Raw genomic sequence first — 13309 nt, 5'->3', positions numbered from 1 at the left:
CGCGGCGCTGCCAGGAAGTCACAATCGCCGGGCACGAACACACCGCCGTCGATCCGCGCACCGACGATGCCGTGAGCATCCTCGATTCCCTCGAGATCCCGAATCCCAGATCGGGGTCGGCACACTGAATTGGTGCAACTCGAGCGCGCACCGCCCGCACGGGAGGTCGCGTTCATGGGGGTACAACTGCAACCTCCCTCCGCGACACACCGGACGTACCGTGGACGGCGTGGACAATCGCGCCGACATCCGGAGCTTCCTCACCACCCGGCGGGCCCGGCTGACCCCGCAGCAGGTCGGGCTACCCGCCGGCGGCGGCCGCCGGCGGGTCCCCGGGCTGCGACGCGAGGAGGTCGCCGTGCTGGCCGGGGTGAGCACCGAGTGGTACACCCGCCTGGAGAAGGGGCACATCGGCGGCGTCTCCGAAGACGTCCTCGAGGCGGTCGCCCGGGCACTGCAACTCGACGAGGCCGAACGCACCTACCTGTTCGACCTCGCCCGCGCCGCCCGGCCCACCCACCGCGCACCCCGCGCCCGCAAACAGGCTCAGGTGCGGCCGAGGGTGCAGTGGATGCTCGATTCGATGACCGCCTCCGCCGCGTTCGTCCGCAACGGACGCATGGACATCCTCGCCACCAACGCGCTCGGCCGCGCGCTGTATTCGCCGCTGTTCACCGACGACCGCAGACCCGCCAACATCGCCCGGTTCCAGTTCCTCGACCCCGGCGCCCAGGACTACTTCCCGGACTGGGACGGCGCCGCCAACGTCACCGTCGCACTGCTGCGCGCCGAAGCCGGCCGCGACCCCCACAACAAGGACCTGCGCCACCTCGTCGGCGAACTGTCCACGCTCAGCGAGGAATTCCGCACCCGGTGGGCGGCCCACAATGTCCGCATCCACCACGCCGGGAGCAAGCAGTTCAACCATCCCGTGGTCGGGCCGCTCGACCTCGTCTACCACTCCCTCGACCTGGCCGCGGACGACGACTGGGTCCTGGACCTGACCATTTACACCGCCGAACCCGCAACCGCATCCGAGGACCGGCTCAAGGTTCTCGCCATCTGGGCCGCCACGCACCTCCCGGCGACCGAAGCATCCAGCTGACCCGAGCCGTCGCGTCGAGTGCGTCGCCTTGTCTCACCGCTCGACGGTGAACGTCGACTCCGCGCTCAGACCGGTGACGACATCCTGCAGCCGCAGCGTGTACTGGCCCGGGGTGGTTACCCGAAACTTCGTCAGTCCACCGAACGACGACGCGTACCCGTCGGAGCAGCGGGCAGACTTGTGGTCCTCGTGACGCTCCCCCTCCGGCCCGGTGAGGGTGACGGTGATCTGGCAGTGCTCCCCGCCGTACCGTTCGTCGCCGGTACGGGCCGACCACCCGTACGACACTTCGACGGCCGGGTCCGCACCGGTCGACAGTTGATACAGGTACGGTCCGATCTTGCGGCCCGCGCGGACCGGTTCGGTCATCTGGTTGTCGAGTTCGAAGCGGTCGATGGCGTACACCTCCTCGGGCACGTCCGACATGTCCACCGCATCGCCGCCGCGGGCGCGGAGGACGACCGTCGCCGAGTTGCGGCCGGTGAATTCGCCGCCCAGCCCCTCCACCATGGACCCCAGCAAGCCGGCGCTCTTCGGCAGCGAGCCGATCCCGGTGACGAAGCTGCCCAACGCCTCCCGCGCGGTGCCGGCCGGCGAGAAGCTGGGTGATTTGACGGCCCACCCACCGGCGGTGGTGGTGCACTCGATCGCCTTGCGGCTCAGGTCCCCTGCCTCCCGGTCGCTCGCCGACACGATGCCTTCCATCGTGATCGGATCGCCCATGCAGTCCAAGGTGGCGACGATGTCGCCGGGGTTGGTCATGTCGAGCAGTGTGTTCCCGCCCCACACCATCGACAGGCCGTGCGCGGCAGCGTCGACCAGCGACATCGCGGCGTGCACGCGCAGGTCGATCGTCCGTGGCACGTCGGAAGTGTCGTACACCAGATCGGTGACGCCCCGCGGGTGCAGCAGAGCACCGTCGCCGACGTCGGACGCGAGGATCGATCCGTAGACGATCGAGCTGCCGGCTGCGCCCACCGACAGTTCGGTGGTCTCCGCCCGCTCCGTGGGCGGCGGCGTCGACCGGGCGATCCAGCCGAGGGAAGAGTTCGAGTGCAGCGACACCACGAGCTTGCCGTCCTCCTCGGCCAGGCAGGGGTAGACGACTTTCTCACCTGGGGTGATCGCATCGTAGGTGACGTCGCCGATCGTCACCGGTTCACCGTGGCACGCCGGTTCGTCGATCGACGTGCCGAAGAAGCCCTCCACGTTTTCCTCGACGGTCTGCCGCATGTCGGAGAAGTCGACGACTCCGCCGCGGAACTCCGACAGGTGAGTCGTCTCGGCGGAGAGTGTTCGGGTTGCCTCGTCCCACGTTGCGGGCAGCAGCTCGGAGACGTCCGGGTTGCGGTCACTGCGCGCGACCACCACGGGCTGCTGATCGTCGGTCAGATCGTCGAACGTGTCCTCACCGTCCGGGATCCGGAACCGGACGGTGAGCGCCGACTCGGGCTGCTGCCCGCCTCCGAGGGTGATCGACGCGGCAGGCCGGCTCAAACGCAGTGCCGCGCCGTCGCCGGTGTCGACGGGGTCGAGCGGATCGACGACCAGCTCGGTGCCGACCGGCGCCACCCCCGCTCTCCCCTCGACCGTGACCGCCCCCTCCGGTAGTTGCACCGTGAGCTCGACCCCGCCGGCCTCCACCGGCGCCGACGCGAGGTGCGCCGGTGCGGAATCGGGTGCCGCCGGTTCGGACGGCGGCGACTCGGTGGAGCATGCCGACATCGACACGGCCAGGACCGTCGCCACCGACCATAATCCCTGGGATCGCCTCATACCGCAGTTCCTCCCCTTCACCGGAGCACCGCGGCCGCGGGCTCGCCGTCGCGCGGGTCTCGGACGTATCCGTTTGGCGGACACTTCTGTTCGAACGACCCGACGCGCGGTGGCTCGATGTTAGATGACGGCTGGGCGCACGTCGGCGCACTCGCGGGACGACACGGCACATTTCAGCGGCTCCGTGCCGGGAAGCACACCCCGCACCGGATCGCCGGGCCGCTGTCGGATCGGGGACGTCTCATTCACCCCTCGAACACCTCGTACTTGTTCTGACAAATATTTCCCGTGCCCGAAATGGCGGTCATCCGGTAGCCCGCGGCACTCACCGGGAGACCCTCGGGGAACATCTTCTTCATGACATCCCCTACAGGGACCCTGTTGAAATCCCAGCACCCCGCCTTGTTTTGCCCCAAGAAGGGATTATCCCAGAAGATCTGCGCCCAACACTGAGGGTCCGAGCCATTGATGCTGTATGTCAGCCACCCTTTTGTTCCTGTCATGAAGCCCTTGTCTCTCACCGAGAACAGGGAGGCTTCTCCTGGCGGAACCATCTGATCCGGCGGTTCTGCCCATCCGCCGTGGTCGAATGAAGTCCAGGCAATTTCGAGCTCATGCGACGTGTGATTTGCAACTGCGATAGCGACGCCCCGGTCGCCGTCCAGGACGCCGTAAACGGTTCTCAGCGACTCCGCCATCTGCTTGATCGCAACTGCCACAGCCGCGATTGCCACGATACTCATTGGATTTTTCCTTCCGGGTCCGAGCCTAGGTGTCGACTGCAGGGTCGAATATCCATGTAGTCGCGCGTCTCTCCGATATCGATCCTCGGGCCCGAAGTCCACCGATGTCGATCCCACGTCTGAGGGATTGCGGTCCGGGCTGACATAGTTCGCACGGCTCGGCAGACGACAAGGTCCATCCGCCGTGAAGTAGCCGGACCACTGCAGGAAGGGTGCGGGCTCGCCAGGACGACCGGTCAGGAACGAAAGGCGCCCGCTGTCGAGCACATTTCCGCTCGGATCAGCTGAATTCGGCTCCGGCATAGCCTCTTCGACCCTGAGAGGTCGATGGCCAGGACTCGACCAACTGCTCGACGGCCCAGGTCAGCGGCTCCCGTGTCGCGCCAGCACGTCACGCACCGGATCGCCGGGACCGATGTCGTAGGTGCACTGGTCGCCGCGGGGGTCGGGCACGAACGCCCACAGCAGCGCACCGGCGGTACCGGCCTCGCGGTAGCCGGTCAGCGCCTCGTCCACCCGCTGGGCACGCTCGATGAGCGACAGGCAACTGCCGGCTTCGATGCCGAGTTCGGCCACCAGGATCGGCTTGGTCACCTGGCCGAGGCGCACCGGCAGCCACGCCGCGTCGTCGTAGTCGTGGTACTGCAGCACGTCGAGGTAGGGCGACTGTGCGAGCTGCGCGTAGCCGTCCCCGGCGCTGCCGCACTGATCCCCGCCGATCAGGCCGAGGGTGATCGGGTGCCGCGGATCGGTCTCGCGCACGATGCGGCCGACCGCATCGATCCACGACCGCAGCAGCTGCGCCGAGTCGGCCGGGCACGAACGTCGCGGCAGGCTGCACGCCTCGTCGCCGCACACGCCCGGCTCGGGCTCACCCAGCAGGTCCCATGCGGCGAGCGCGGGTGAGACCCGCCATCGGTCCACGGCCAGCCGCACCCAGTCCGCGAAGCTCACCGCGTACGGCGCCCGGCGTACGGTCCAGCCGTGCTCGTACCAGGCGCGATCCTTGTACAGCTCGTTGCCGCACGCGCCGTCCTGCGGGGACAGCACCGGCATCACCAGCTGCCCGTTCCGTTCCGCGGCGGCGAACACGGCGTCGATCGCGGAGAAGTCCAGCGTCCCTGTGACCCGGTTCAGCGCGAGCGCCTGGAAGGCGTTGAACCGGGTCAGCGATGTCGGGGGCAGGGACGAGAAGTACGCATCCAGATCCACCTGCGCGCCGCAGCCGCCGTTGACGTCCCAGTCGGAGGCGAGCTGGTACGCGTTGAGCCCGGCCGGCCACCACGGTTTTCCGTCCAGGGTCAGGCCGCGGTGGTCGACGGCGACGCGCGGCGGTGGCGGCGGCTCCGGCGACTCGGACGGCGGTGGTGGCGCGCACGCGGTCGCCGCGATCAGGCAGGCGACGACCACGGCTGCGCGCATGCGCGAACGGTAGTCGCTTGCCGACCCGACAGGAAGCCCGTCCGCTGTGTCGACGGCAGGTGAAGACCGGTTCGGGTCCACTTGCCGCGCGCGCCGTCCGCCAGTGGTCGAAACAGAGCTCTGCAATCCGGCACTCGCCACGCACGAAGTCGAAGTCCATAAGTAGCATTAGTGCTACCATCGGGTATGGAGAGTGTGGGGTTGAAGGAACTGCGCCAGCACGCCAGCGACTACGTCAAGCGTGCCGAAGCGGGAGAGACGATGCTGATCACAGTCGCCGGCCGCCCGAGTGCGATCCTCGGCCCGGCCGGACGGAAGACGTGGTGTGCCTTCGACGAGGTCGCCGGCATCTTTCGAACCGACACCGATCCGACGTGGGAGGCAGACCGCAACCTGATCGACGACCCGATCGCGGACCCGTGGGCATCGCGGTGAGGACGGTACTCGATACGAGCATCCTGATCGCGAGGGATGTTCCGCCCATTGACGGCGAGGTCGCGATCAGCGCCGTGAGTCTGGCGGAACTGCACTTCGGAGTCCTGGTCGCGACCACCGCGCAGCAGCGCGCTCAGCGGTTGCAGCGCCTGGTCGCCGTGGAGCGCGCGTTCGAGCCACTCCCTGTCGACGCCAGTGTCGCTCGAAGTTACGGACAGCTTGCCGCGGCCGTGCACGCGTACGGTCGCAAACCTCGGCCTCGAGCACTCGATCTGGTGATTGCCGCCACCGCGCACGCGAACAACGCCCGACTCGTCACCCGCAACGCGGACGATCTCCGCGGCATCGAACACCTACTGGAGGTCGACACCATCTGAAGGACAACCTGCGATCGCTGCAGGCTCCGATCACCGGGACTCGCTCAGTTCAGGAAGCTCCTCAGGCATGCCGGCGTGCTGCAGCGACGAGGACGAGACCGACACCGGCGTCGGGGGATTGTGGAGTTCGAGTCGACAGCGCGACCGATGCGGCAACATGTCGATCATGTGTTCCGATGTGGCGGCGAACCTGCTCGACACCGTGCCGGGCCGCATGCTCGTCCAGTGGTACCTGCGCGCCTACCGCACTGCGGATCCACAGCCGTCCGTCACCGAGTTCGTCGAGGCCGACTCGCTCGAGGACTTCGTCGAGAATGCGCTGCGGATCGTCGGCGAGTACCTCTACGGCAACGGCGCCAACGAGATCCTGGATCTGCCCGTCACCTCCCCCACCGTCCGTGAGATGAGCGAGGCGATCTGCGACGCCCTGCGTGCGTCGAGCCGCGACACGCTGGTCAACCCGCAGGTGCATCAGGGCGCCGTCACCGAACTGAGCGTGCCGCGGGTGCGCAACCGCGCGCGGCCCGGGGCGCTGCCCGACGGCGCGTTCTGGACCGCGACGCCCCTCGACGACGGGACGTCCGACACGTGGGGCGCCAGCGGCGAGAACCTGCGCAGCGCGACCGACCCCGCCCGCTACACGGTGCACTTCGACCCGGACGTCGCGCGGATCGTCCGGATCGACACCGCCGACGACTGGGCCGAGCTGATCGCCGCGCACCCGTTCGAATACCGAGGGGCGCACGTCCCGGACTGGCCGTCGATCGCCGAGCGGTGGGACGCCGTGCACCTGTCTGCGCTCGGCCTGCTGTGCGCCCATCCGCGGCTGTCGGAGGTGCCGTACGACCGGTACGAGGCGGGCGGCTACCGACACAGCCAGTCCGGGCCGTGGCCCGGCGTCGGGGACTGGTCGACGGTGAGCACCGCGTGGCTGCGGATCCCCGAGCGGTTCGAGATCCGTCCCACCGACCCGGTCAGGCGACGAGAACCGGGGTGACGGGCTTCGACCGACAAGACGACGGCCACTCCCCGCGCTCGCCCGACCAGACCTGGCGGCCGTCAACGCAAATCGAGATGTAGCCGCAGTGCTTCCTCGAGCGCTGCGAGAGTTCTCGCCCCGAGCCTTCCGACAGGTTCGGTGTCCAGGCGACGCACGGACACCGAACGTACCTGTTCTGCCTGAGCTTTCGCTGCTCTGGTCAGCCCTGACTCGTCGGGTTCCACGAGTACCTGGAACGGAAAGACGTGTGAGGTGTTGGTGGTCAGAGGAACGACGGTGACCACTCCTCTGCCCAGATTCTCGGCGGTCGCGTTGGCGCGGTCGTTGCTCACGACCACTGCCGGCCGGCGCTCGGCCGCTTCGCTACCCTGCGCCGGGTCCGGATCGACCCAGTGGATCTGCGCTCGGCGGATCATTCGATGTCGGCCGTGGTGACATCCCACGCGTCCTCTGTGTCGAGCTCGGCAAAGGCCGTGGCGTAGTCCCGTTCGAGTCCGGCTGCCGCGAGCAGGCGGACAGCGACCCGGACTCCCGCCGACCGGCCGCGGAGCCCATGATCCCGGATGTACTCGTCGAGGACGTGGGCATCCTCGTCCGGGAGACTGATCGTGAACTTGACGGTCATACTGCAAGCATGACCGAAGTATGACCTTTGCCCAGGATGCGATCCGCGGAGTCGGGTGCGATCAGTCGGGGCCGCGCAGGACGTGTCCCCGCGGCTCCGGCATGGACGCGAGGCCGCGCGGCCCCGAGATCGGAAAGCACCCCGTCGCGCGACTGTGAGGAACTGAAAAGAACTCGCGGCCGCCGCAGGCCGGCATCTACGCTCGGCGCGATGACCGAGATCCGCCCTGCCGAACCCACCGACGTCGACCGCGCGACCCGCACCCTGGTGCGCGCCTTCGCGGACTATCCCTTCACCCGCCACACCGTCGACGCCCGCGACCACCTGCACCGCGTCGAGGAGTTGCAGCGGTTGTACCTGACCGAGATCGGTCTGCGCTGCGGGCGAGTGTGGGTGTCCGACGACGCCACGGCCGTCGCCGTGTGGATCACGCCCGAATCCACCGATACCCCAGAAGCTTTCGCACGCATCGCCGCGCGCGTCTCCGAGCTGTCCGGCGATCGGGCCGACGCGGCGACGGCCGCGGACGAGGCGCTGGCCCCGCTGCGGCCCAGCGAGCCGGCGTGGTTCCTCGCGACCGTCGCCGTCGATCCGGACCGGCAGGGCTCGGGCCTGGGCGGCGCGGTCCTCGCCCCCGGCCTCCGGGAGGCCCGCGAGGCGGGGGTACCGGCGTATCTCGAGACCTCGTCGGAGCGGAACGTCGCGTTCTACCGCAGGCTCGGGTTCGACGTCGTCGGCGCCGTGGATCTGCCCGGCGACGGGCCGCGCACATGGGCGATGATGCGCGAGTAACGTCCCGTCACGCGAATCCCGTTCGCTTCGACGCTTCCGTCGGCAACGACACCAGTTGCGCCTTCTCCGGCTCGGCGGGCACGAGCGGCTGCAGCGGCAACGCGACGTCCGGGGCGGTCACCGTCGCCAGGTGCTGCAGCATCACGCCCTCGCGCAGTACCCACGGACTCACGTCGAGCAGATCGACGTCGGGCGAGATGCCGCGCAGCCTCGCCCGGTCACGTGTCGGCAGCTGCGTCAGCCGCCGTCCCGCCCAGCGGTGCACGTCGCTGCGGCGCAGGGTGCGACGCACGAACGGACCGCGCCGCTGAGGTGCTCCGCCCGTGAGACAGGCCAGCTGCTCGGAGGCATGCGGCTTCCCGCCGATAGCCACCATCGAATGCGAAATCGACACGAGAGTGTGCCCATCGGTCTGATTCGCCGACGTCACCGCTGAGCAGGGACGCTGCCGACTAGGCTCGACGCCGTGAGCGTGCGTGCAGGAATCGTCGTAACCGGGACCGAGGTGCTGACCGGGAGGATTGCCGACCAGAACGGACCGTGGTTGTCTCGTCAGCTCCTGACACTCGGCGTCGACGTCGCCCACATCACGATCTGCGGCGACCGGCCCGCCGACCTGATCGCACAACTGCGCTTCCTCGCCGACCAGGGCGTCGACCTCATCGTCACCAGCGGTGGGCTCGGCCCCACCGCCGACGACCTCACCGTCGCTACCGTCGCCGAGTTCTGTCATCGTGACCTGCTGCTCGACCCCGAACTCGAGGAACACATCGCGGGTGTCATCCGCCGCTACCGCCCGGACACCCCGGATCTCGACAAAGGGCCGACGCGTACCGGGATCCGCAAACAGGCGCGGGTCCCCACCGGTGCCACCGCCCTACCGCCGACCGGCACAGCACCGGGCGTGGTGATCCCCGCAGTAGCCGGTGACCGGCCGGTCCCGACCATCGTCGTCCTCCCCGGGCCGCCCGGTGAGTTGCAGGCGATGTGGCCGAGCGCGATCACCTCACCTGCGGTGGCCGAGGTGCTGACCCGAGCCGACGACATGCAGCAGGAGACCGTGCGCGCCTACGGACTGCACGAGGCGCAACTCGCCGAGACACTGCGCCGGGCCGAAGCAGAGATCGCCGGCCTGGATCGACTCGAGATCACCACCTGTCTTCGACACGGTGAACTCGACATGGTGACCCGATTCGCTTCCGGCGACGCGGACGTCTATCGCCGTCTTCTCGATGTTCTCGCCGAACACCATGGACACAAGATCTTCTCGACCGACGGCTCCACCATCGACGACCGGCTGATCGACGCCCTCGACGGCCGGCTGATCGCGACTGCGGAGTCGTGCACCGGCGGGCTCATCGCTGCGCGTCTCACCGCCCGCCCCGGTTCGTCGGCCTATGTCATGGGCGGGGTCGTCTCGTACTCCAACGACGCGAAGTCCGATCTGATCGATGTACCGGCCGAGATGATCGCCACGCACGGTGCAGTGAGCGAGCAGGTCGCCGCAGCGATGGCCGAGGGCGCCCGACGCCGTCTCGGGGCCGACGTCGCGGTCTCCACCACCGGGATCGCCGGTCCCGACGGTGGCACCGAAACCAAGCCGGTGGGCACAGTCTGCTTCGGCGTCGCGATCGACGGACGGCCGACGTACACCGTCACCCGCCGCTTCCCCGGGGACCGCGAACGGGTCCGAACCCTCACCACCACGGCCGCACTGCATCTGGTTGTCGCACAACTCGAACGAGGTTGAACCAGCACCCGAACCACCGTTCACTGCGGCCAGGGCGGCAGCAGCCGACGCGTCAGGTTGCCCACGAGAGTGCGCAGCACACTGTCGGCGAACACGAAACCGCGTGGCACCTGACAAAGTCAGCCCCTTCCGTCTGGTGTCTCGGCCTCGACTCCACAGGACACGAGGATCACCGTCGATGCCGATTCCGACAACATTGCCGGGCCGGATCCCGCCGGAGGCGAATTCGGTCGACACGTGAGCCATCCCCGGTAGTGCATCGACCTCGAGACACCAGCGGTATCACGATGGTGGCCGTGCGCTGGGTGTGATGTCCCCAGGGAGGTTGGGTGGTCGGCTCCGCGTAGTACCCCGCCAGCGGGACAACCCGCCCACTCGGCGCGCCTGTCTGAGAACCTGGAGTGCATGGCTGCCCCCACAGCAACTTCCACCGCGCCCAGGAACATGGCATGGATCCCCGGCGGGACATTCTGGATGGGGTCGGAGGAGTTCTATCCCGAGGAGCGTCCCGTGCACCAGGTCCGGGTCGACGGGTTCTTCATGGACGAGCATCCGGTGACCGTCGCCGAGTTCCGGCGGTTCGTGAAGGACACCGGGCACGTCACCACCGCCGAGACGGCACCCGATCCGCGGGACTACCCCGACGCGGAACCCGAGCTGCTGGTGCCGGGGTCGCTGGTCTTCGTGCCACCGCCAGGTCCGGTGCCGCTCGACGACTACCGCCGCTGGTGGGCGTGGACGCCGGGCGCGCAGTGGCGGCACCCGGAAGGGCCCGGCAGCACCGTGGCGGGACGCGACCGTCACCCGGTCACGCACGTGTCGCACTTCGATGCGCTCGCCTACGCGCAGTGGGCCGGCAAGGAGCTGCCGACCGAGGCGGAATGGGAGTTCGCCGCGCGCGGTGGCCTGGATCGGGCGCGGTTCGTGTGGGGCGACGAGTTCGCTCCCCACGGCCGCTACCGCGCCAACACCTGGCAGGGCCGCTTCCCGTGGGAGAACACCGGCGAGGACGGCTTCGTGGGGACCTCGCCCGTCGGCTCCTACCGTCCCAACGGCTACGGACTGGTCGACATGGCCGGCAACGTGTGGGAGTGGACGGCGGACCACTACACCGCGCACCACGGCGCCGACGGTCGGGACACCGCCCCCGCGCACGCCTGCTGCATCCCCAGCAATCCCCGTACGGGTGCCGGCGACGAGTCCGGCCCGTACCCGCGGCGCGTGATCAAGGGTGGCTCGCACCTGTGCGCGCCGAACTACTGCCTCCGCTACCGTCCGGCGGCGCGGCAGGGCGAGTCGGTCGAGACGTCGACGTGCCACATCGGTTTCCGCTGCATCGTGCGCCCGGACAGGTGACGAGGCCGACGACCGCCGCCGGGTCGCGCTCGCCACCCACTGACCGGTCGACTGCGCAGTTGTCGTGACGACACCCCGATGCGGGCAACGACAACTGCGCAGTCACGGACGACCGATGTTCAGCGAGCGGCGCCTCCCCGCGGCTCCCGGCCGTGATCCAGAACGCCAGCACCGCACCGGCGAGCGCGGCGACGGCAGCCACGAGGAACGCGACGAAGAACCCGCGGCTGTCGTAGACGATTCCCGTCCCGTCCGCTGTCACCACGTGCCGGGTCAGTGCTCACCGCGTTCGCGCACTCGGCGAAGTTCCCGCTCGTACTGTGGGTGCTGCTGTTAGGAATCGGTATGGGCATCGCGACCGCGTCCATCCTGTGTTTCTCTTCACGGTCCGCCGCCGAGCTGTTAGAGTCACCACAATCATTGATTGATCGCTTGATCAGTAAAGGACCCTCTGTCGCAGTGGGAGGCATAGTGACGACGCACAACGATGTGCCGGTGGCGGTGATCGATCGCGCTGCCCGGCTGCTCGAGGCGTTCCGCGACAGCGAACGGCTCACCCTGGCCGAGCTCACCCGCTTGACGGGCATGCCCCGCTCGTCCACGCACCGGTTACTGAACCAGCTCGTCGAGATCGGCTGGGTCCGACGGGACGCACCCGCGTACTCGCTGGGCACGAAGATGCTCGAGCTCGGCTCCCTCGTCCAGCACAACGACGCCCTCCACCGAGCCGCACTACCCGTCATGCACGAGTTGCACGGCCGCACCGGCCTCGTCGTCCACCTGGCGGTCCTCACGGGCACCGAGGTGCTGTACCTGGAGAAGGTCGGCGGACCCTACTCGATGCGCATCCCCTCCCGCGTGGGTGGCCGGCAGCCGGCACACTGCACGGCACTGGGCAAAGCCCTTCTCGCACAAGGGCAATACGATGTGGAAGCGCTCTTCGCCGATCATCCCCTCCCCGCCCGGACCCCGCACAGCGTCACCGACCCGGGCCGGTTGCGCAGCGAACTCGCCCGCATGCGCGAGCAGCACGTCGCGCACGAACGCGACGAGGCCGCGCCCGGCGTCTCCTGTGTCGCGGCGCCGATCGGACCGGCCGGCAAGTGCGTCGGAGCACTCTCCCTCAGCGGTCCGTCTGCATCGATCCGCGCCACCGCCCTGGCCGCCCCGGTGCGCGTGGCCGCACTGACCACGTGGCGGCGCTTCACCCACCTGCGTGCCGGAAACGCCCGGACTGCGGTGTGACACCGCATTGATCGATTGATCAATAGATGTGGCACAATGGACCGGCCGACGACCGAGTCCCGAGGAGTGCCATGGATCCGCACGAGCGCCGCCGCCAGATCCTGGACAGATCCGCACACCTCTTCGCGTCCAAAGGGATTGCGGCGACGACCATCCGGGAGATCGCCGACGAGGTCGGCGTCTACTCCGGAGCGCTCTACCACTACTTCCCGTCCAAGGAAGCGATCGTCACCGAATTGATCCGCGAGTACATCGACGACCTGAGCGGGCGGTGTCGCGAGATCACCGCGCAGTCCCAGACCCCGGTCGACCGGATCGAGGCACTCGCGTTGCTGGCCCTGTCCACGTCGGAGGACTACCGCGGCGCCACGACGATCTGGCAGCGCGAGGGCGAGTACATGCGCGACCGCCTCGTGGAGGCCGACCTGGCCGAGACCGCCGACGAGGTCGAGAGAGCGTGGCGGGCGGCCATCGCCGACGGCGTGGCCGAGGGGACGTTCCGCGACGACATCGACCCGGACGTGTTCTACCAGCTGATCCGTGATGCCGTCTGGCAGGCACCGCGGTGGCACCGACCGACGTCGGAGCGTTCCAACGCCGATCTCGCTCGCGAGATCACCCGCATCTTCGTCGACGGCTTCCGCCCCCGCGCCGAATGACCGGCCACGGGGGCGTGCGCACAT

The 13309-nt window shown here is 68.7% G+C and carries 15 protein-coding genes; 9 read left to right on the top strand and 6 right to left on the bottom strand.

The genetic code is table 11. From position 1 onward, the window contains the following. Positions 1-220: 220 nt before the first annotated feature. Positions 221-1105, top strand: coding sequence for a helix-turn-helix transcriptional regulator (locus QYS60_RS02415; RefSeq protein WP_124258614.1), 885 nt, complete (start codon positions 221-223; stop codon positions 1103-1105). 33 nt (positions 1106-1138) lie between these two features. Here QYS60_RS02415 and QYS60_RS02410 read toward each other — a convergent pair whose 3' ends face one another. The 3 genes from QYS60_RS02410 to QYS60_RS02400 all read right to left on the bottom strand — a co-directional run bounded on the left by QYS60_RS02410 (position 1139) and on the right by QYS60_RS02400 (position 5046). Then, the gene (locus QYS60_RS02410; protein ID WP_371382328.1) at positions 1139-2881 is read right to left on the bottom strand and encodes a hypothetical protein; all 1743 of its coding nucleotides are present in this window, start codon (positions 2879-2881) and stop codon (positions 1139-1141) included. 245 nt (positions 2882-3126) lie between these two features. Next, positions 3127-3624: a hypothetical protein gene (locus QYS60_RS02405; RefSeq protein WP_010593321.1), complete on the bottom strand. Its 498-nt coding sequence runs from the start codon at positions 3622-3624 to the stop codon at positions 3127-3129. Between the two features lie 363 nt (positions 3625-3987). Further along, complete coding sequence (locus tag QYS60_RS02400; protein ID WP_289378201.1) at positions 3988-5046, bottom strand: beta-mannosidase; 1059 nt, start codon at positions 5044-5046, stop codon at positions 3988-3990. Positions 5047-5232: 186 nt separating this feature from the next. Between QYS60_RS02400 and QYS60_RS02395 the strand changes: the two genes are divergently transcribed. The 3 genes from QYS60_RS02395 to QYS60_RS02385 all read left to right on the top strand — a co-directional run bounded on the left by QYS60_RS02395 (position 5233) and on the right by QYS60_RS02385 (position 6855). Beyond that, a complete protein-coding gene (locus QYS60_RS02395) occupies positions 5233-5481 on the top strand; it encodes a type II toxin-antitoxin system Phd/YefM family antitoxin (RefSeq protein WP_029539937.1) in 249 nt (82 codons plus the stop codon). Further along, on the top strand, positions 5466-5858 hold the full coding sequence (locus QYS60_RS02390) for a type II toxin-antitoxin system VapC family toxin (RefSeq protein ID WP_289378202.1): 393 nt from the start codon (positions 5466-5468) through the stop codon (positions 5856-5858). The genes QYS60_RS02395 and QYS60_RS02390 overlap by 16 nt, the downstream gene beginning before the upstream one ends. A 166-nt stretch (positions 5859-6024) precedes the next feature. Continuing rightward, on the top strand, positions 6025-6855 hold the full coding sequence (locus tag QYS60_RS02385; protein WP_268965989.1) for a hypothetical protein: 831 nt from the start codon (positions 6025-6027) through the stop codon (positions 6853-6855). Between the two features lie 62 nt (positions 6856-6917). Here QYS60_RS02385 and QYS60_RS02380 read toward each other — a convergent pair whose 3' ends face one another. Then, a complete protein-coding gene (locus tag QYS60_RS02380; RefSeq protein WP_010593326.1) occupies positions 6918-7274 on the bottom strand; it encodes a type II toxin-antitoxin system PemK/MazF family toxin in 357 nt (118 codons plus the stop codon). Continuing rightward, positions 7271-7483 (bottom strand): ribbon-helix-helix domain-containing protein, encoded by a 213-nt coding sequence (locus QYS60_RS02375; RefSeq protein WP_268965987.1) that lies wholly within the window; start codon positions 7481-7483, stop codon positions 7271-7273. The genes QYS60_RS02380 and QYS60_RS02375 overlap by 4 nt, the downstream gene beginning before the upstream one ends. Before the next feature lie 210 nt (positions 7484-7693). Between QYS60_RS02375 and QYS60_RS02370 the strand changes: the two genes are divergently transcribed. Then, positions 7694-8275 (top strand): GNAT family N-acetyltransferase, encoded by a 582-nt coding sequence (locus QYS60_RS02370; RefSeq protein WP_010593328.1) that lies wholly within the window; start codon positions 7694-7696, stop codon positions 8273-8275. 7 nt (positions 8276-8282) lie between these two features. Here the strand turns inward: QYS60_RS02370 and QYS60_RS02365 are convergent, their stop codons facing one another. Beyond that, positions 8283-8567: a hypothetical protein gene (locus QYS60_RS02365; RefSeq protein ID WP_289378203.1), complete on the bottom strand. Its 285-nt coding sequence runs from the start codon at positions 8565-8567 to the stop codon at positions 8283-8285. Between the two features lie 174 nt (positions 8568-8741). Between QYS60_RS02365 and QYS60_RS02360 the strand changes: the two genes are divergently transcribed. The 4 genes from QYS60_RS02360 to QYS60_RS02345 all read left to right on the top strand — a co-directional run bounded on the left by QYS60_RS02360 (position 8742) and on the right by QYS60_RS02345 (position 13285). Then, complete coding sequence (locus tag QYS60_RS02360) at positions 8742-10025, top strand: competence/damage-inducible protein A (RefSeq protein ID WP_289378204.1); 1284 nt, start codon at positions 8742-8744, stop codon at positions 10023-10025. 444 nt (positions 10026-10469) lie between these two features. Beyond that, positions 10470-11381: a formylglycine-generating enzyme family protein gene (locus QYS60_RS02355; protein ID WP_289378240.1), complete on the top strand. Its 912-nt coding sequence runs from the start codon at positions 10470-10472 to the stop codon at positions 11379-11381. 468 nt (positions 11382-11849) lie between these two features. Continuing rightward, positions 11850-12626, top strand: coding sequence for an IclR family transcriptional regulator (locus tag QYS60_RS02350; RefSeq protein WP_371382357.1), 777 nt, complete (start codon positions 11850-11852; stop codon positions 12624-12626). Positions 12627-12697: 71 nt separating this feature from the next. Further along, positions 12698-13285, top strand: coding sequence for a TetR/AcrR family transcriptional regulator (locus QYS60_RS02345; protein ID WP_010593333.1), 588 nt, complete (start codon positions 12698-12700; stop codon positions 13283-13285). The last annotated feature ends 24 nt before the right edge of the window (positions 13286-13309 follow it).

It is taken from the genome of Rhodococcus sp. GXMU-t2271, assembly GCF_041414735.1.
Classification (GTDB): domain Bacteria; phylum Actinomycetota; class Actinomycetes; order Mycobacteriales; family Mycobacteriaceae; genus Rhodococcus; species Rhodococcus indonesiensis.
Note: the sequence above shows the minus strand (reverse complement) of the source record. Positions and strands in the feature narration are given on the sequence as shown.

Bases quoted from the DNA above. Each gene is read 5' to 3' on its own strand.
- QYS60_RS02375 (WP_268965987.1), bottom strand. From the start codon at position 7,483: ATGACCGTCAAGTTCACGATCAGTCTCCCGGACGAGGATGCCCACGTC.
- QYS60_RS02380 (WP_010593326.1), bottom strand. From the start codon at position 7,274: ATGATCCGCCGAGCGCAGATCCACTGGGTCGATCCGGACCCGGCGCAG.
- QYS60_RS02400 (WP_289378201.1), bottom strand. From the start codon at position 5,046: ATGCGCGCAGCCGTGGTCGTCGCCTGCCTGATCGCGGCGACCGCGTGC.
- QYS60_RS02405 (WP_010593321.1), bottom strand. From the start codon at position 3,624: ATGAGTATCGTGGCAATCGCGGCTGTGGCAGTTGCGATCAAGCAGATG.
- QYS60_RS02370 (WP_010593328.1), top strand. From the start codon at position 7,694: ATGACCGAGATCCGCCCTGCCGAACCCACCGACGTCGACCGCGCGACC.
- QYS60_RS02395 (WP_029539937.1), top strand. From the start codon at position 5,233: ATGGAGAGTGTGGGGTTGAAGGAACTGCGCCAGCACGCCAGCGACTAC.
- QYS60_RS02345 (WP_010593333.1), top strand. From the start codon at position 12,698: ATGGATCCGCACGAGCGCCGCCGCCAGATCCTGGACAGATCCGCACAC.
- QYS60_RS02410 (WP_371382328.1), bottom strand. From the start codon at position 2,881: ATGAGGCGATCCCAGGGATTATGGTCGGTGGCGACGGTCCTGGCCGTG.
- QYS60_RS02355 (WP_289378240.1), top strand. From the start codon at position 10,470: ATGGCATGGATCCCCGGCGGGACATTCTGGATGGGGTCGGAGGAGTTC.
- QYS60_RS02385 (WP_268965989.1), top strand. From the start codon at position 6,025: ATGTGTTCCGATGTGGCGGCGAACCTGCTCGACACCGTGCCGGGCCGC.